The sequence below is a fragment of the Halorubrum sp. 2020YC2 genome (assembly GCF_018623055.1).
GTDB lineage: Archaea > Halobacteriota > Halobacteria > Halobacteriales > Haloferacaceae > Halorubrum.
In genome coordinates this window covers 1,298,203-1,315,962 of the sequence record NZ_CP076019.1, presented here as the reverse complement: position 1 = coordinate 1,315,962, position 17,760 = coordinate 1,298,203, and the positions used below count along the sequence as shown (strand labels likewise).

Annotated in this window: 15 protein-coding genes and 1 pseudogene; 9 read left to right on the top strand and 7 right to left on the bottom strand. The window is 69.4% G+C overall.

What is annotated here, in order from left to right; translation table 11 throughout:
- Positions 1–33: 33 nt before the first annotated feature.
- Complete coding sequence (locus tag KI388_RS06490; protein WP_215088533.1) at positions 34–468, bottom strand: universal stress protein; 435 nt, start codon at positions 466–468, stop codon at positions 34–36.
- A 97-nt stretch (positions 469–565) separates the two neighbouring features.
- Between KI388_RS06490 and KI388_RS06485 the strand changes: the two are divergent.
- A pseudogene (locus KI388_RS06485) lies at positions 566–1,204 on the top strand (IS6 family transposase).
- A gap of 61 nt (positions 1,205–1,265) precedes the next feature.
- Here the strand turns inward: KI388_RS06485 and KI388_RS06480 are convergent.
- Positions 1,266–2,219, bottom strand: coding sequence for a transcription initiation factor IIB (locus KI388_RS06480; RefSeq protein WP_215088532.1), 954 nt, complete (start codon positions 2,217–2,219; stop codon positions 1,266–1,268).
- A 355-nt stretch (positions 2,220–2,574) separates the two neighbouring features.
- On the opposite strand from KI388_RS06480, the gene KI388_RS06475 reads away from it, so the two are divergent.
- Both KI388_RS06475 and KI388_RS06470 read left to right on the top strand, forming a co-directional pair.
- Positions 2,575–2,970, top strand: coding sequence for a hypothetical protein (locus KI388_RS06475; protein ID WP_215088531.1), 396 nt, complete (start codon positions 2,575–2,577; stop codon positions 2,968–2,970).
- Between the two features lie 3 nt (positions 2,971–2,973).
- Positions 2,974–3,597, top strand: a complete 624-nt coding sequence (locus KI388_RS06470) for an METTL5 family protein (RefSeq protein WP_215088530.1) — start codon at positions 2,974–2,976, stop codon at positions 3,595–3,597.
- A gap of 42 nt (positions 3,598–3,639) precedes the next feature.
- On the opposite strand, the gene KI388_RS06465 is transcribed toward KI388_RS06470, so the two are convergent.
- The 3 genes from KI388_RS06465 to KI388_RS06455 all read right to left on the bottom strand — a co-directional run bounded on the left by KI388_RS06465 (position 3,640) and on the right by KI388_RS06455 (position 6,215).
- Positions 3,640–5,541, bottom strand: coding sequence for a rhomboid family protein (locus KI388_RS06465; RefSeq protein ID WP_215088529.1), 1,902 nt, complete (start codon positions 5,539–5,541; stop codon positions 3,640–3,642).
- 86 nt (positions 5,542–5,627) lie between these two features.
- Positions 5,628–5,906, bottom strand: coding sequence for a UPF0058 family protein (locus KI388_RS06460; RefSeq protein ID WP_215088528.1), 279 nt, complete (start codon positions 5,904–5,906; stop codon positions 5,628–5,630).
- 93 nt (positions 5,907–5,999) lie between these two features.
- Entirely contained in the window at positions 6,000–6,215 is a 216-nt protein-coding gene (locus tag KI388_RS06455) for a ribbon-helix-helix domain-containing protein (protein ID WP_004598554.1), read from the bottom strand.
- A 220-nt stretch (positions 6,216–6,435) separates the two neighbouring features.
- On the opposite strand from KI388_RS06455, the gene KI388_RS06450 reads away from it, so the two are divergent.
- Both KI388_RS06450 and KI388_RS06445 read left to right on the top strand, forming a co-directional pair.
- Positions 6,436–7,050, top strand: a complete 615-nt coding sequence (locus KI388_RS06450; protein WP_215088527.1) for a molybdopterin-dependent oxidoreductase — start codon at positions 6,436–6,438, stop codon at positions 7,048–7,050.
- A 144-nt stretch (positions 7,051–7,194) separates the two neighbouring features.
- The gene (locus KI388_RS06445) at positions 7,195–8,580 is read left to right on the top strand and encodes an isochorismate synthase (RefSeq protein ID WP_215088526.1); all 1,386 of its coding nucleotides are present in this window, start codon (positions 7,195–7,197) and stop codon (positions 8,578–8,580) included.
- Between the two features lie 52 nt (positions 8,581–8,632).
- On the opposite strand, the gene KI388_RS06440 is transcribed toward KI388_RS06445, so the two are convergent.
- Positions 8,633–9,370 carry a PAC2 family protein gene (locus KI388_RS06440; protein WP_215088525.1) on the bottom strand — a complete coding sequence of 246 codons (738 nt, stop codon included), beginning with the start codon at positions 9,368–9,370 and terminating at the stop codon, positions 8,633–8,635.
- A 95-nt stretch (positions 9,371–9,465) separates the two neighbouring features.
- Here KI388_RS06440 and KI388_RS06435 point away from each other — a divergent pair, with 95 nt between their 5' ends.
- Positions 9,466–10,413, top strand: a complete 948-nt coding sequence (locus tag KI388_RS06435) for an RsmB/NOP family class I SAM-dependent RNA methyltransferase (protein ID WP_215088524.1) — start codon at positions 9,466–9,468, stop codon at positions 10,411–10,413.
- Positions 10,410–10,964, top strand: a complete 555-nt coding sequence (locus KI388_RS06430) for a hypothetical protein (protein ID WP_215088523.1) — start codon at positions 10,410–10,412, stop codon at positions 10,962–10,964. Before KI388_RS06435 ends, KI388_RS06430 begins: the two co-directional genes overlap by 4 nt.
- Before the next feature lie 527 nt (positions 10,965–11,491).
- Here the strand turns inward: KI388_RS06430 and KI388_RS06425 are convergent.
- A complete protein-coding gene (locus KI388_RS06425) occupies positions 11,492–13,009 on the bottom strand; it encodes a DUF790 family protein (protein WP_215088522.1) in 1,518 nt (505 codons plus the stop codon).
- Between the two features lie 705 nt (positions 13,010–13,714).
- Here KI388_RS06425 and KI388_RS06420 point away from each other — a divergent pair.
- Together KI388_RS06420 and rqcH are read left to right on the top strand one after the other, a co-directional pair.
- Positions 13,715–15,439 carry a tRNA uridine(34) 5-carboxymethylaminomethyl modification radical SAM/GNAT enzyme Elp3 gene (locus tag KI388_RS06420; protein WP_215088521.1) on the top strand — a complete coding sequence of 575 codons (1,725 nt, stop codon included), beginning with the start codon at positions 13,715–13,717 and terminating at the stop codon, positions 15,437–15,439.
- Positions 15,440–15,519: 80 nt separating this feature from the next.
- Positions 15,520–17,718, top strand: a complete 2,199-nt coding sequence (gene rqcH, locus KI388_RS06415; RefSeq protein WP_215088520.1) for a ribosome rescue protein RqcH — start codon at positions 15,520–15,522, stop codon at positions 17,716–17,718.
- Positions 17,719–17,760: the final 42 nt, after the last annotated feature.

The following is a 17,760-nucleotide window of genomic DNA, read 5'->3' as shown; positions in this document are numbered from 1 at the left end:
CGGTGTCACCCGCGTTCGCCGGGAGCGGTGGAGCTACTCATCCGCCGGCTGTCGGACGGTCAACACCGGGACCTCAGAGGTGCGGACGACGCGCTCGGTGACGCTCCCCAGCAGGTAGCGGTCGAGCCCCTTCCGGCCGTGGGTCCCCATCACGACGGCGTCGATGCCGTTCTCGTCGACGTAGTCGCGGATCGACCGGTACGCGGTCCCGGACGTGACGGTGGCGACGCACTCCACCCCGGCCTCGGCGGCGGCGTCCGCCACGCGCCCCGTCGCCTCTTCGCCCTCGGACTCGAGCGCGTCGACGACGACCTCCGCGCCGGCCTCGATGCTGGAGTACGCTCCGCCGTCGACGACGTACAGCGCGTGGAGGCGGGCGTCGTACCGGTCCGCGAGGTCGATCGCGTGTTCGATCGCGGCGTCCGACGCCGGGCTGCCGTCGGTCGGAACGAGGATCTCTGAGTACATCTCACTCGGTGGTACAGCGGGTACCGATTAAAAACCCGATCCAACTGCTCGGGGTCGCGTTAAGTTAGAGGATGAGGCGGACGAGTTCTGAGTGTCTATGACAGAATTCGACCGCCTCAGCGAACGTATCGCGTGGATCGACTTGTCGTTTGTGGAGCGGGATCGAACTCCACGCTGGGCGATTGAAATAGGAATCCGCTGTCATTTGTCCGGTATGTCATTACATGAGGTAAGTAAACATGTTGAACTATTTGGGATCAAGCGGAGTCATGTTGCGATCCATAATTGGGTTCATAAATCCGATTTACAGCCGATCTCGACCGTTTCAGAGGATCAACTCCCGGTTGACGAAAAGATGATCCGCCTTCACGGCCAGCAGTTCTGGCTGTACGGCGCGGTTGATCCACAGACGAACGAGATCCTCCACGTGATCCTCTATCCAACCGCAAATAAACAGACGACCCGCTGGTTTCTCACCGAGCTCCACTAGTGCTATCTGCTCGATAACGTCGAATTTCTCGTCGATGACGCAGACTATCTCGGATCAGTACTCGCTGAAGACGGCTATCGATCTCAAGTCATTCGACATGGAAATCGGAACGCCATCGAACGTGTCTTTTAGGAGATAGAACGACGAACACCATCGTTTGCGAATAGTTTCAGCAATGTCGCGTTAGAGACAGCTCAAAACTGGCTCAAAGCCTTCGCCGTCTACCACAATCCACGTCAAACTTAACGCGAGGCTGCTCGGAAGTCGGAGACGGGGCGGGTCACCTCGTCGCGACCGTCGAACCGTCCTACCGGAAGCCCATCGCTTCGATCTGCTCTTGGTACCGGTTGCGGATGGTGACCTCGGTCACCTGCGCGACGTCCGCGACCTCGCGTTGGGTCTTCTTCTCGTTACAGAGCAGCGAGGCCGCGTAGATGGCGGCGGCCGCGAAGCCCGTGGGCGACTTCCCGGAGAGGAGGCCCTGCTCGGCGGAGACATCGATGATCTCGGTCGCCTTCGACTGGACCTCCTCCGAGAGCTGGAGCGAGGACGCGAACCGCGGGACGAACTGCTTGGGGTCGACCGGCTTCAGCTCGAGCCCCAGCTCCTGTGAGATGTACCGATACGTCCGCCCGATCTCCTTTTGCGGCACTCGGGAGACGTCCGCGACCTCGTCGAGGCTCCGGGGGATCCCCTCCTGCCGGCAGGCGGCGTACAGCGCGGCGGTGGAGACGCCCTCGATGGAGCGACCCCGAATCAAGTCCTCGTTGAGCGCGCGTCGGTAGATGACCGAGGCGACCTCGCGTACCGACCGCGGGACGCCGAGCGCCGAGGCCATCCGGTCGATCTCCGAGAGCGCGAACTGGAGGTTGCGCTCGCCCGCATCCTTGGTCCGAATCCGCTCCTGCCACTTGCGCAGGCGGTGCATCTGCGACCGCTTCTCGGAGGAGAGCGACCGCCCGTAGGCGTCCTTGTCCTTCCAGTCGATCGTCGTCGTCAGCCCCTTGTCGTGCATCGTCTCCGTGATCGGGGCGCCGACGCGCGACTTCGACTGCCGCTCGTTGTGGTTGAACGCGCGCCACTCCGGGCCGCGGTCGATGTTCCGCTCGTCTAAGACGAGCCCGCAGTCCTCGCAGACCAGCTCCTGGTCGGCGTCGGTAACGATATTCTCCGAGTCACACTCCGGACAGGAGACCGTCGATTCGTCCGTTTCCTGCTCCGTGTCTTGCTCCTGTTGCCGCTGGCGACTCGGACGTTCCATTAAAAGGTTTCTGGTCATTCGCGTATTTAAATCTTTTCCACCCCCATCAACGACCCTGACAGATCCGAGACCGTTGTGAAATGCGGTAAAACGGTCTTTAGGCGCTTCTAATGCCCGAATGACGGACTCGGGGTTCGGCGTTCGACCGCCCGTCGGCCCGCCGCCGTCGCCGCCGTGACGCACGAAACGTGACCGTACTCGAACGTCGCAATTTCGCTCTCACGTCGCCTTGACGGCTCCGACGCCGACGGTCGGGAGCGCCTCGGCGCCGCGACGCCCGGTCCTTCGCCGCTCCCTGTATATTACCATGAAACATCTATAAAGACTTTTGTATAACTAATACCAATGTACCTGTATGAGCACGACCTCCTCAGCCGGCATCGAACGCGCGCTTCGCGGCTGTCGCCCCGCCGACGTCGACCCCGTGGTCATCGACGCGTCGGACTTAGAGAGCACCGCGCCGGAACACCTCCGGGACCTCAAGCAGGGGCTCGCGGCCCGGGGCTACCAGCCCGCCGCAGTCGCGGCCGAGGCCGCGTTCGACGCCGACGGCACGCTCGAACGCCAGCGCGAGGTCGACCGGCTCCGCGGGCTCGTCCGCGCCGCCTCGTTCCTCGGCGCCGGCCGCATCGAGGTCAGCGTCGACGGGGCGGAGCGCGAGGAGGTCCGCACCGCGCTCGCCGCGCTCTCCGAGCGCGCCGACCGCGAGGGCGTCGAACTCGTCCGCGTCGGCGCCGACGGCGCCGCCTGACCGATGGCGACCAAGCGGTCGCTCGCGACCAAGCTCGGCGTCGTCGCCGGCTTCGAGCGGCCCGACGCCGCCCTCGAACAGTACCCGACCCCGCCCGAACTGGCCGCCCACGTCGTCCACCTCGCGGACCTCCACGGCGACGTCGACGGCCGGACGGTGATCGATCTGGGCGCCGGCACGGGGATGCTCGCGCTCGCCGCCGCGCTTCGCGGCCCCGCCCGCGTCGTCGGCCTCGAACTCGACGGCGACGCCCTCTCGACCGCCCGCGACAACGAGCGCCGCGTCGCCGCCAGCGCCCCGGTCCATTGGGTCCGCGGGGACGCCACGCACCCGCCCCTCGCCGTCGCGGAGCCGGCGACCGTCGTGATGAACCCGCCGTTCGGCGCGCAGGACGGGAACCGCAACGCCGACCGCGAGTTCCTCGCGGTCGCGAGCGACCTCGCGGACGTCTCCTACTCGGTCCACAACGGCGGCAGCCGGGAGTTCGTCGAGGCGTTCGCCGCCGACGAGGGCGGTGAGGTGACCCACGCGTTCGCCGCGGAGTTCCCAATCGACGCGCAGTTCGACCACCACACCGACGAGAGGCGCGACATCGACGCCGAAGTGTACCGGATCGAGTGGCCCTGAGAACGTCCCCGGCCCGCTCCGGCACCGAGCGCGCCGGCCGCGCTACTGCCGCCCCTCGTACCGCTCTCGGTGGGCGATCCGCACGCGCGTCTCGCCGCGCTCCGCGAACACCGCGTCGCCCTCTCGAAGTAGCTCGACGCCGCGGAGCGTCACGGACTCGTTCTCTCCGGGGAGCGGCGCGCTCGCGTTCCCGCCGGGACCCGTGACCCGCAGTTCGAACTCCCCCCGCGTCGCCGCGACGGTGACGTTGCGGCCGTCGATCCGCGGCTCGGCCCGGGCCGGGTCGCTCGCGAACAGCGTCCGTCTGGTCTCGTTCCGGACCGCGTCGACTCGGTAGGTCGGGCCGCCGTTCGCGGCCACCCAGCCGACCCGCTGGACCCACACGGTCTCGCGCCAGCCAGTTCCCCCCACGTCGACAGCGCGGTAGCCCCAGAACGCGAGGTTCCCCTTCGAGACCGCGGTCGTCCATATCTCGCGGTCGGGGTCGCTGACGATCACCCCCGAGGTGTTGACCGACGTCGAGCGCCCGAACGCCTCCACGTCGATGACGCCCACGAGCTGGTCTTCCACGCCCTCCGCGTACGTCACCTGATACCCCTCCACCTCGATCGGGTCGCCCGGGAGGTCGCCGTCGTCGACGGCGACGAGGTTCGGGACGACGCCCGGTCCCGCGACGACCGCCAGCGCCCCGACGAGCAGGAGGAGACCGACCGCCGCCGGCGTCGCGGACCGGATCCCCGCTCGGAGCGTCTCCGGCTCCGGGGTCGCCAGAGCCGGCCACAGGGGCTCGTCGCGCGAGACGGCGGCGACGGCGACGACCGCAGCCAGCAGCGCGAGCAGCCCGACCCCGACCGCGCGGTACAGCTCGTACCGCTCGTTGCCGAGGTACCAGTACACCGCCCACAGCCGCCGCGAGGCGCCGAAAAGGAGCAGGGCGCCGAAGACGACGAGCGCGGAGCGCTCGGTCGCGTCCGCGTCGGAACCGGCGCCTTCCGCGGCCGCACTCGGGTGGTTTCCCCATCTCCCCGGGCTCGCCTCGTCGTCGTGACGCTCGTCGGTCGGGCCGCGACTCCGCCGGCGAAGGAGCACGACCGCGACCAGCGCGCCGCCGATAAGCCCGAGCGCGTGCCCCTGAATCGCGACGTTCGCCCACCCCGGCGCGCCGTACGAGGGGGACGCCTCCGCGAACGCCACCGGGACCCGGACGGCGTCGTAGAGGACGCCGACGAGCGTCGTCCCCGCCATGGCGACGACCGCGGCGACGGGGCGCGCAACGAGCGCGAACCCCCAGTACGCGAACACCACGACGGAGAAGCCGATCACCGGGCCCAGCGCGAACAGCGCGGATGCGAGACCGAACGCGACCGCGGCGCCGGGGACGACCAGGAAGGCCCGGACGTAGGGGTTCGCGCCCGAGAAGTCGACGCCGGCGATTCTGCCCGGAACACGTCGGACCCGCCCCGGGAGGCGCCGCGCCCGACTCGGGAGCCGTCGGAGGCGACCCGGAAGCCGCCGAAGCCGGACGGCGAGCCGGTCCGCGTCGTCGACCTCGCGTCCGTCGGGGAAGTGGCCGTACGCGTACTCCGCGAGGCCGCCGGCGACGAGCGCGGAGAGGAGGTTCCCGGTGATGTGCCCGCGGCTCGAATGGGCGAAGCTGGACCAGAGGAGCCCCTCCGGGTAGAAGTACGACCACGACCGGAACGGGATCACGACCGGTCGGTTCGGGTCGTCGACCCCCGACTGGACGAACAGGTACACCCCGATCACGCCCGCGACGACGACGAGCGTCCCCCACGGAACGCCGAGGAGCAGCCGCGAGCGGAGCGCCCGCGTCCGGTCGCCGGTCGGCCGGTCGACGAGGTACACGGCGGCGAGCGCGGCGGCGACGCCCGCCGCCCCCGCGGCGAGGTGAACGGCGTCCGACGCCAGCGCCTCCGCGATCATATCACGACGGAGGGGTCCGCGCGCACATCAATTCGGGGGTAAGGGAGGGGATCGAGCAAGGGTGTCGGTCGAGACGACTGCGCCGCTCAGATCTTGTTCTCGGCGTCGTCGGCGAGCTCCTCCATGCGCTTGCCGACGCGGCCGGCGGGGGAGAACTCGTCTTCGCTCATCGCGCTCGCTAGGGCGTTACCGAGGACGAACACCGCGTGTTTGTGCTCGCTCTTCGACTTGTGGACGTGGGAGGGGTCGACGTCGAGCTCGTCGTACGGGTCGAAAAGCGAGCCGTCCACGGTCTCCTGCGCGCGGAAGTGCTCCATGATCGTCACCATCTGTTCGTGGAGTTCGAGCAGCTCGTCTTTATGCATACCCTCGGATACGGTCTGTAGGCCCTTTAAGCGTTGTTGAGGCCGATACGCACGGTTCTGCGTTCGCGGCCGGACGAACTCTCGCGGCGTTGGTCAGAAGACGTACTCGTCTTCGTGGCCCATCATTCCCTCGTCCTCGAAGCCGTTGGAGTCGTCGTCGTCTCTCGGGCCGCTCGTCTTGTACGCCTTGATGCCCGTTGACAGCAGCTCCTCGACCGCCTCCTCGCGGTTGAGGAACTCCCCTTCCTCGACCATCTGGGCGATCTGCATCTCCAGATGCTCCGGCACCGTTATCTTCACTCGTGGCATTTGCTGTTCGGCTCTTGTAGCATAGTACATATAAAAGTGGCGTCGTAGATGAGCGTATTGAGAATTTTAGAACTGATCTGTAGAACTCTATTTATTGTAGATAAAACTCATATTTTGATACACCGAACAGCGTCGGCGTCGCTACCGGAGGTGGCAGTCCGCGTGCGGTGTCGCCTCCGAGAGCGACATTCATACGTCGGTCCGGGCCGTATCGGATCTCATGACCGCATCTCGGACCGACTCCGTGGAGGACCTCACGGACCTCTACCGCGAGTACGGCGACGACCGGCTCCCGCCGGGCCAGCGCGAGACGGACGGGTTCCCCGTCCTCTCGAAGAGCGGAACGCCGTCGTGGGGCCCGGAGACGTTCGAAATTGACGTGTGGGGCGCGGTCGAGGAGCCGCTCGCCCTCTCGCTCGACGAGTTCCGCGACCTCCCGGCCGTCACCCAGCGGCAGGACTTCCATTGCGTGACGGGATGGAGCAAGTTCGACTGCGAGTTCACGGGCGTCTCCTTCGTCGAACTCGCGGAGCGGGCCGGCGTCCGCGACGACGCCGAGCACGTCATGTTCCACGCGCTCGACGGCTACACGACCGACCTCCCGCTCGACGAGTGCACGAGGCAGGGCGTCCAGCTCACCTACGGCTACGACGGCGACGACCTCCCCGCCGACCACGGCGGCCCGATACGCGTCGTCACGCCGCACAAGTACGCCTACAAGGGCGCGAAGTGGGTCTCCGGCGTGGAGTTCCTCACCGAGAAGGAGCTCGGATACTGGGAGAAGCGGGGGTACAGCGACACCGCGAACCCTTGGAACGAGGAGCGCTACAGCTGACGAGGCCGCCGTCGCCGCTCGGGCCGCCCCACCGTCGCTGTTCAGGCCGCCTCGCCGCCGACCGACCGCCCTCGACGCGCCACTTCCCCCGTTTCCCCGCCCCGATAGTCAGGATAAAGGGTCCGCGGTCCCGACTCGACACGCATGGAACGGGCGCGCTCTCGGTCGTCGTCGCCGCTGGTCAGCCGGACCACAGGGATCGACGAGCCGGCGTTCGCGGCGGCGTTCGACGCGCTCCCGTCCCCGAGCACGACTTGGAGCGCCCCCGACGACGCGCTGGTGCTCGGCGGCGGCGCGGCCGCGACGCTGACCGCCTCCGGCGGCGACCGGTTTGCGTCGATCCGCGAGGCAGCGACGGAGCTGTTCGAGGCCGGCGACGTCCACGCCGGCACCGAGGCGGCCCGCCCCCGCGTCTTCGGCGGCTTCTCCTTCCACGAGGGCGCGTGCGACGGCGACCCGTGGGAGCCGTTCCCGGAGGCGCGGTTCGTGTTGCCGCGGGTTCAGCTGACGGTCGCTGACAACGGCGCGTGGCTGACGGTCAACGCGGTCGGCGCCGACGCCGACGTCGCGGCCGTCGAGGACCGGTTAGCGCACGAGGTCGACCGGTTCGCCGCGCTGGACTCGGTCGAGACCGCACGCGGGGCCGGCGCTCCCGGCTCGCGTCCGCCTCGACCGGGAATCCGCGAGAGCCACCGGACGACGAGCCCCGAGGCGTGGCGGGAGAGCGTCGCCGCCGCGGTCGACAGGATCCGCGACGGCGACCTTCAGAAGGTGGTGTTGGCGCAGGCGCTTGAGACGGACCTCGCGGCCGACTTCTCGCGCGCGGCGACCCTCGAACGCCTCGCGGAGAAGTACCCCGACTGCCACCGCTACTGGTTCGAGCCCCCGGCCGGCGACAGCGCCTTCTTCGGCGCCACGCCCGAACGGCTGGTCTCGCTCCGCGGTCGGACGGTCGAGACGGACGCGCTCGCCGGGACGACCGGGCGCGGCGAGACGCCGGCCGAGGACGAGTGGCTCGCGCAGGAGCTGCTCGACGACGAGAAGAACGTCCACGAACACGAGCTGGTCGCGGAGACGGTCCGCGACCAGCTGGAGCCGTTCGCGGCGTCGACCTCGGCGGGCGAGCGTCGCGTCCGCCGCCTCGCGACCGTCCAGCACCTCCACACGCCGATCACCGCCGAGCTCGACGCGGACCGCCACGTGCTCGACCTCGTCGAGGCGCTTCACCCGACGCCCGCGGTCGGCGGGCTGCCGCCGGACCGCGCGCTGGCGACGATCCGCGAGACGGAGCCGTTCGACCGCGGCTGGTACGCCGCGCCGGTCGGCTGGATCGACGCCGCGGGCAACGGCGCGTTCGCGGTCGCGATCCGCTCGGCCGTCGCGAGCCGCCGCCGCGCCACGCTGTTCGCGGGCGTCGGCATCGTCTCCGACTCCGACCCCGACCGCGAGTGGGACGAGGTCCAGCTGAAGTATCGGCCGATCCTCGACGAGTTGGAGGACGACGCCGCGGGCGGGTCGTCCGATCGGTAGCGGGGTCGGCCGGGATTCGCTCGCCCGCCGATGGGGCGGCCGGTCGTCGCCCCTATTGGAACATCTTCAGCGGCTCGGCCTGCGAGCTCTCCTCGGTCGCCCGTCGCATCTGTTCCGCGAGCTGCTGTTTCGCGTCCCGGATCTCGCTCGCCTGCTCGACGAGCCCGTCGGTCGGCGTCTCGACCCCGGTGATGGGGTCGATGCCGTCGAGGATGAGCACGCGCGCGGCCTCGGGGTCGGGGAACTGCGGGTCGGACTCGACGACGAGACCGACCGCGTCGCGGTCGTCCTCCAGCGCGGCCGCGAGCATCGCGCCCGTCGGGCCGGAGACGAGCCCGGACTCGGACGGCTCCGACACCTCGGCGCGCCCCAGCGCCTCGCCGCCGTCGCCGGTCGCGATCCCGTACAGCTCCGGGGGCGACTCGTCCTTCTCGCGGCCGAGTCCGGACAGGAACACCGGGAACAGGTCGACCTCGTCGAACCACGAGCCGAGACACGCCGCGACCTCCGTCGCCGCGCCCGGCTTCACGGGCACGTCGCTGCGGAGCGCGACGAGGTCGTTCTCGGGGTCCGCGTACAGCCGCACCGGCGTCGTCGCGGCCGTCTCGGACTCGCGGTAGACCGCCACCGGCGGGAGGGCGTCGCAGTGGACGTTCGCGTAGTGGGTCATCCCGTGGGCGTCGATGAGGTGGTCGGTCGCGATCTTCCCCACGAGCCCGACGCCGGGGAACCCCTCCACCAGCGTCGGCTCCTTCAGCGATACGTCGTTGACGACGGAGATGCGCGCCATGCGCGGCGCTACGCGCGGACCGGACCTAAAGATGGGGCGCGAGGCGAGCGCGCGAGTCCCGAAACCGTCTAACGGCCCGCCGCGAAAGGGGAGCCATGAATCCGCTCGACCGATACGAGTCGCTCGTCGACGACGTCGACGCGTTCCGGGCGGCGTGCGACCGGCCCCTCCCCTCGGTCGTGCGCACGAACCGGATCGCGGCGACTCCCGACCGCGTCCGCGAGGCGTTCGACGAGGCGGGGGTGGCGTACGAGCCGGTCGACTGGCACGACGGGCTCTTCGAGCTCCTCGACGGGAACCCCGGCGGCAACTGGCCGTACGTCCACGGCTGGACCCACGGGCAGGAGGAGGTGTCCGTGCTGCCCGGACTCGCGCTCGACCCCCGGCCGGGCGAGCGCGTCTGGGACGCCTGCGCGGCGCCCGGCAGCAAGACGACCCAGATCGCGGACGCGATGGACGACGAGGGGACCGTCGTCGCCAACGACAACAACCTCGGGCGGCTCTCCGCGCTCCGCCACAACGCGGAGCGGCTCGGGATCACGAACACGATCGTCACGAACCAGGACGCGCGCAACTTCTCGACGAAGCCGCTGGCGTTCGACGAGTTCGACCGCGCCTTAGTCGACGCCCCCTGCTCGTGTGAGGGCACCTGCCGCAAGAACCCGGACGTGCTCGACCAGTGGACGCTCGACCACGTCCACGCGGTCGCGGGCATCCAGAAGGGGATCTTGGTCCGGGCGGTTCAGGCGACTCGCCCCGGCGGGGTCGTCGTCTACTCCACCTGTACGTTCGCGCCCGAGGAGAACGAGGCCGTCCTCGACCACGTCCTCGACGCGGAGGACTGCGAACTCGTGGCCTTCGACCTGCCGCTCGACACCGACCCCGGCGTCACCGAGTGGGAGGGCGAGACGTACGACGAGTCGGTGACGCGCGCGAAGCGCGTCTACCCGCACCGCAACGACACGGGCGGGTTCTTCTGCGCGAAGCTTCGCGTGGGCGGGGAAGGAGAGGAGGGCACGAGCGACGGCGAGGTGGCCGCATGAGCGACGGCGATTCCGGCGGCGACGCCGGCGACGCTCCCACCAACGACGGCCAGCAGTTCGACCGGTTGCCGGAGACGCCGGCCGACCGCGAGGTAGAGGGCCGCGCGAGCCGCGAGGAGGTCCTCGACTGGTGGGACGAACGGTTCGGAATCGGCAGGGAGGTCTTCGCGGAGTACACCTTCTGGGAGAAGGGGGCCGGGAAGATCTGGATCTTCAACGGCGAGGCGACCGACCCGAGCGAGGTGGAGGCGGTCGGGATGACGTTCCTCCGCACGCGACAGGAGCACTGGAAGCCGACCGGGCGGGCGGTCTCACGGTTCGGCGCGCGCGCGACGAAGAACGTGATCGAACTGGGTCCGGAGCAGGCGTCGACCTTCGCGGCGGGCGACGACCAGGACATCCCCGAGTGGGAGGGCGACTGGGGGTACCTGATCGCGACCCACGAGGTCGCGGGTGAGAGCGTGCCGATCGGGGTCGGGCTGTACCTCTACGACGAACTGCGTTCCGTGGTTCCGAAAGGGAGTCGAGCGGACCTGCCGATCGTGGAGTGAGGGATCGTGTTAGCAAGTCGGTTTACTGCTTATAAATAGTCGATAGCTGATCGGCGGTGAACACCTCCAAAGCCCCCAGCCGCTTGCTTATAAACAGTTGCTCGCAGATCGGCGGTGAACACCTCCAAAGCCCCAGCCGTGAGGCGGCCGTACGCTCGCTGCGGTTCTCAGTCGCTCGCTTCGCTCGCTCCTTCCGGTCCTTGCGTCGCCTACGCCCGCCTCACGGCTGCCCCTTTGAGTCCCACCCGACCGTAGGAAGACGGTCCTGCTCGCTCACTCCGTTCGCTGCGCGGGCTGCGACTTCCGTGCTCCCGCTCGCTTCGTCGCCGGCACTGCGCGCCGGCTGCTGGAGGGACCGAAGGTCCCTCTCTGCTCGCGGGAACGCGACCGCACAGCACCTCACACCTCCCCAGCCTCGTCGGTCGGCCTCCGCTTCGCTCCGGCCGCCCGACTCCCTCGCGCGTGCTCCTCGCGGCCGCCGAGGGCGGCCGCTCGCAGGCACGCGCCACCGCGACGGTTTAAATACTCTACCCGGACTTCTCCCGGACCGTCCCGCCGCCGAGTCCCTCCCACTCGACGCGGTAGCCGAGCCGCGAGAGCGCGGCGCTCGCGTCGTCGACGCCGTGCTCGTCGAGGACCGCTTCGGCCTCCGAGAGCGACATCCCGGCCTCGATGTCGGCATCGAGCGCTTCTAATACCGCGGGCCGCACGAGCGTCCGGCCGATCCGCTCGTGGTCGGGGAACGCCTTGTCCGCTATCGCCTCGACGCTCACGCCGCGTTCGTCCGCGAGGTCGTCGAGCCCGATCGCGTCGGCGTCGGGCGAGAGCGAGTCGGGGAGGGCCGCGGCCGCGTCCGCGACGAACTCGGCCTCGTACTCGTCGAGCACGTCGACCACGTCCTTCACCCGGACCGTCCCGGAGTAGGTGACGACGCGGTGGTCGCGCGCGGCTATCTCTTCGCCCACGCCGAGGCTCTCGTCGACGGCGACGAGGAGGTCCACGTCCTCCACGTCCGCGAGCTGGCCGAGCTTCTTTGCGACGTACTCGGGCGTCCAGAAGCCCATCACCTCGAAGAAGAGCCGGAAGTCGGCGTGGTCGTAGTCGAACGCGAAGTCCGGGATCATCACGCTCGCCCCTGTTTCGAGCGGCTCCGGCTCGCGCACCAAGGTCCAGTCGAGGTCGAGTCCGCGGACCCGACCGGCAAAGTCGGCTTCGACCCCGCTGTCGAAGTCGGGCTCCGCGACCGGCTCCACGTCGGGCACGGTCACGTCGCTCTCGGAGAGGCGCATCGTGCGCTCGCGGCCGCGGTCGTCGATCGTCGCCGTCAGCTCCCACTCCGCCGACTCCGCGACCGTCCGGAGCAGTCTGGCGAACGCGGTCCCGTAGCGTCTCGTGCGCGAGAACAGCCGGTCCGGGCCCGTCACGACGAGTTCGCGTCCCTCGGGGGTCTTCTCCACCTCGTACATCAGCCGGAGGCGCTTGACGGCGGAGACGAGCCGCTTGGGGTCGTTCGACCGCGCCCTGACCTCGGTGGCGTCGAACAGCGCGGTCTGGGCCAGAGAGAGGTCGTACTGCTCCAGCAGGGTGTCGGGGTCCCAGCGCACGTCGGCGCCAGCGAGGACCTGCTCGACGTCGCGGTCGGCGTACAGCGACGCCTCCACGTCCGCCGGGTCGATCCCGAACGCGTCGGCCGCGCGGTCGACCGCGTCCTCCCGCTCCGCCTCGCTCGCGACGCCGACCGCCTCCGCGGCCTCGAACGCGGCCCGCCGGACGCGACGCGGCGGGACCGCCGCCCGCGTCTCGAACTCGCACTCGCGCTCGACGAGCGCCGCGAGCCCGCGGACGAGCTTGAAGTCGCCGTTCCGCGCGGCGGCGTCGGCCTCCAGCTCCGCCAGCGCGTCGTCGAGGTCGCCGCGGCGCTCGCCGACGTGCGACTCGAACGTCCCGAGGACCCGCGCCGCGAGCGGGCGGTGTTCGCGCCCCGTGAACTGCGGGCGGTAGCCGTCGCCAGCCCGAGAGACGCGCAGGAGGTCCTTCCGTAACACGGAATGGAGAACGCTGCGGCCGAACTAAAGCGAGCGGGTTTGGTCGTAAAGCCCTGCCGAGCGGTTGCGGCGGCGCGTGCCCGCGAGGCCGCACCGCGGCCGAGTGGCGCGCGCGAGGGAGTCGGCGGCGACCGTCGGGAGCCGCCGACGAGGCTGGGGAGGCGTGAGGTGCGGTGCGGTCGCGTTCCCGCGAGCAGGGAGGGACCTTCGGTCCCTCCAGCAGCCGGCGCTGCGCGCCGGCGACGAAGCGAGCGGGAGCACGGAAGTCGCAGCCCGCGCAGCGAACGGAGTGAGCGAGCAGGACCGTCTTCCTACGGGCGGGTGGGACTCGAAGGGGCAGTCGGGAGGCGGGCGCAGGCGTTCACGAGAGCGGAGCTCTCGTGAGCCAATCAGAACGCTTCGCGTTCTGATGACGACGCAAGGACCGCAACGAGGAAGCGAACGGAGTGAGCGACCGAGTGAGGACCGCGGCGAGCGTGCGCCCGCCTCCAGGCTGGGGCTTCGGTGGTGTCGTCGGCAATTCAGAAGATATAACACCACTATACAGCCGAGCGGCCGAGGACTCTGAGCTCGTGTCGTCGAGGCGGAAAACGCGGCGTTGAGCGATCGAACCCGTGGCGCCGACTCTCACCCTTCTGCGGACACTCACTCCTCTCACGTATCGGTGCGACACGCTTAACCCCGAAACCCGTCGATCGGAGGGTAATGAGTACCGACGCGGCAGGTGACGCGGCCGCCGAAGCGGAGTCCGACGACGCCGACTCCGAGGCGTTCGTCCGCACCTGCGAGCACCTCGTCGACCGCATCCTCGCGGGCGAAATCGAGCGCGACGACCTCGAACGCGCCAAGCTCGACGCCTGCTCGGAGTTCGGCTCCCCGAAGGTGCCGAAGAACACCGAGATACTCGACCACGCGCCCGCCGAGGCCCGCGACGACGTGATCGAGGTGGTCCAGCGCAAGCCGGTCCGGACCGCCTCGGGCGTCTCGCCGGTCGCGATCATGACCTCGCCGGAGCTGTGCCCGCACGGAAAGTGCCTCTACTGCCCCGGCGGCCCGGCCTCGGAGTTCTCCTCGGCGCAGTCGTACACGGGCCACGAGCCGGCCGCCGCCCGCGGCGAGCAGAACGACTACGACCCGTACGGACAGGTCACCCTCCGGCTCGAACAGCTCCGGAAGATCGGCCACCCGGTCGACAAGGTGGAGCTCATCCTGATGGGCGGGACGATGACCGCGCGCTCGCACGACTACCAGGAATGGTTCGTCAAGCGCGCCCTCCAGGCCATGAACGACTACGACCTCAACAAGGAGCCGGAGCCGGCGGAGGGCGAGTCGTTCGCGCCCGCCCCCGAGGAGACTTCGTTCGAGTACCTCGAGGACGTGATCGCGGAAAACGAGACGAACGCGATCCGCAACATCGGCACCACCTTCGAGACGAAGCCGGACTGGTGTGACCCAGAGCAGATCGACCGCATGCTCGACTTGGGCGGGACGAAGGTCGAGGTCGGCGTCCAGACCACCTACGAGCGCATCAACCGCGAGATGCACCGCGGGCACGGCAACGAAGCGAGCCGGAACGCCAACCGCCGCCTCCGCGACGCCGCGTTCAAGGTTGGCTTCCACATGATGCCCGGCCAGCCGGGGATGACCCGGGAGATGTGTCTAGAGGATTTCCGGCAGCTGTTCGACAACCCCGACTGGCGCCCCGACTACCTGAAGATCTACCCCACCCTCGTCGTCGAGGGGACCCGGGTGTACGACCGCTGGCGCCGCGAGGACTTCGATCCGCTGACGAGCGAGGAGGCGGCCGACGTCGTCGCGGAGGTCATGGACCTCATCCCGAAGTACACGCGGCTCCAGCGGGTCCAGCGCGACATCCCCGCGGACTTCATCGACGCCGGCGTCCAGAAGTCGAACCTCCGCCAGCTCGCGGCGCAGCGCGCCGAGGAGAAGGGGATCGTCCAGCGCGACATCCGCGCCCGCGAGGTCGGCCACAACGACGCCGACCCGGACCCGGACGACGTCGAACTCTCGGTCACCACCTACGAGGCCGGCGGCGGCACGGAACATTTCCTCGCCTTCGAGGACCCCGTCCGCGACCTCCTCGTCGGGTTCTGTCGCCTGCGGTTCCCCTCCTTCGCGCCCGACCAGCCCGGCGCGCCGGGCACCGAGAGCGACCCGATCCGTCCGGAACTCGAAGACGCCGCGCTGGTCCGCGAGCTACACGTGTACGGCAACGAGGTCGGCATCGGCGGCGACGGCGACTGGCAGCATCAGGGGTACGGGACTGAGCTCTTAGAACGCGCAGAGGAACTGGCCCGCGAGGCCGGCTACCGGAAGATCGCGGTCATCTCGGGTATCGGCGCCCGCGAGTACTACCGGAACAAGCTCGGCTACCGACAGGACGGGCCGTACGTGTCGAAGCGGATCTGATCGGTCCGAACCGCTCCGGGCGCCGCCCCCGCCGCACCCACAACGACACGCCTTTTCCGGCCCGCCGGTCTCTATCGAGTATGGACCAGAAGCGGGAGCTGTCGAGCATCGACCTCGCCGCGCTCGTCACCGAGCTGAATCGGTACGAGGGCGCGAAGGTCGACAAGGCGTACCTCTACGACGACGACCTGCTCCGGCTGAAGCTGCGCGACTTCGACCGCGGCCGCGTCGAGCTCATGATCGAGGTCGGGGAGATCAAGCGCGCGCACGCCGCCGATCCCGACCACGTCGCGGACGCGCCGGGCCGCCCGCCGAACTTCGCGAAGATGCTCCGCAACCGGATGTCGGGCGCCGACTTCGCGGGCGTCGAGCAGTACGAGTTCGACCGCATCCTCACCTTCGAGTTCGAGCGCGAGGACCAGAACACGACGCTCGTCGCCGAGCTGTTCGGCCAGGGGAACGTCGCCGCGCTCGACGAGACGGGCGAGGTGATCGGGGCGCTGTCGACGGTCCGGCTCAAGTCCCGCACCGTCGCGCCCGGCTCGCAGTACGAGTACCCGGCCTCCCGGCTCAACCCGCTCGACGTGAGCCGCGGCGGGTTCGACCGCCACATGCGCGAGTCGGACAGCGACGTGGTGCGCACGCTCGCGACACAGCTGAACCTCGGCGGCCTGTACGCCGAGGAGGTGTGTACCCGGGCGGGCGTCCCGAAGGAGACCCCCATCGAGGAGGCGACCGACGACCAGCTCGGTGCGCTCCACGACGCGCTCGCTCGGATCGACGAGCGGCTCCGGTCGGGCGACGTCGACCCCCGCGTGTACGAGGAGTCGGTCGACGGCAGCGGGAGCGACGACGACGGGAGCGATGGAGACGACGATGTCGACCCCCGCGTCGTCGACGTGACGCCCTTCCCGCTCGCGGAACACGAGGGGCTGCCGAGCGTCGGGTTCGACTCCTTTAACGCCGCGGTTGACGAGTACTTCCACCGGCTCGGGAGCGAGGACACCGCCGAGGGCGAGGCGCCCGCGGACGCCGGCGCCTCCCGCCCGGAGTTCGAGGAGGAGATCGCCAAACAGGAGCGGATCATCGAACAGCAGCGAGGGGCGATCGAGGGGTTCGAGGAGCAGGCGCAGGCGGAGCGGGAGCGCGCCGAACTGCTGTACGCAAACTACGACCTCGTCGACGAGGTGATCTCGACGGTGCGGGAGGCCCGCGAGAACGAGGTCCCGTGGGACGAGATCGGTGAGACCCTCGACGCGGGAGCGGAGCGAGGAATTCCGGCCGCTGAGGCCGTCGTCGACGTCGACGGCGGCGAGGGGACGGTAACGGTCGAACTCGACGAGGAGGGCGACGACGGCGGCACGACCCGGGTCGAACTCGACGCGAGCGAGGGCGTGGAGGTCAACGCCGACCGCCTGTACCGGGAGGCGAAGCGCGTCGAGGACAAGAAGGAAGGCGCGATGGAAGCGATCGAGTCGACCCGCGAGGAGCTTGAGGCCGTCAAGGAGCGGAAGGCAGAGTGGGAGGAGAAGCAGGCGGCCGACGACGGCGGCGACGGCGAGGGCGACGACGAAGACGAGGAGTACGAGACCGACTGGCTCGCCCGCTCCTCGATCCCGATCCGGAGCCCCGACGACTGGTACGACCGGTTCCGGTGGTTCCACACCTCGACGGGCTACCTCGTCATCGGCGGGCGCAACGCCGACCAGAACGAGGAGCTGGTGAAGAAGTACATGAGCAAACACGACCGGTTCTTCCACACGCAGGCGCACGGGGGGCCGGTGACGATCCTGAAGGCGTCCGGCCCGTCGGAGTCGGCCGACCCGGTCGACTTCTCGGAAGAGACGCTGCGGGAGGCCGCGCAGTTCGCGGTCTCCTACTCGTCGGACTGGAAGGACGGCCGCGGCGCGGGCGACGCGTACATGGTCGAGCCGGATCAGGTGTCGAAGACGCCCGAGAGCGGCGAGTACATCGAAAAGGGGAGCTTCGTGATCCGCGGCGACCGCACGTACTTCGAGGACGTCCCCTGCCGGATCGCGGTCGGCGTCCAGTGTGAACCGATCACCCGCGCCATCGGCGGCCCGCCGTCGGCCATCGTCGACCGCGCGGCCGCGCACGTCACCTTCGAGCCGGGGATGTACGCGCAAAACGACGCCGCGATGATGGCCTACCGGAACCTGAAAGAGCGGTTCAACGACCAGTCGTTCGTGCGGAAGGTCGCGAGCGCGGACCTGCTGCAGGAGTTCCTCCCGCCGGGCGGGTCGGACATCGTGGACTGACCCTGTCGAGGACCGATTTCCCGCCCCCGAGCGCGACGTTTT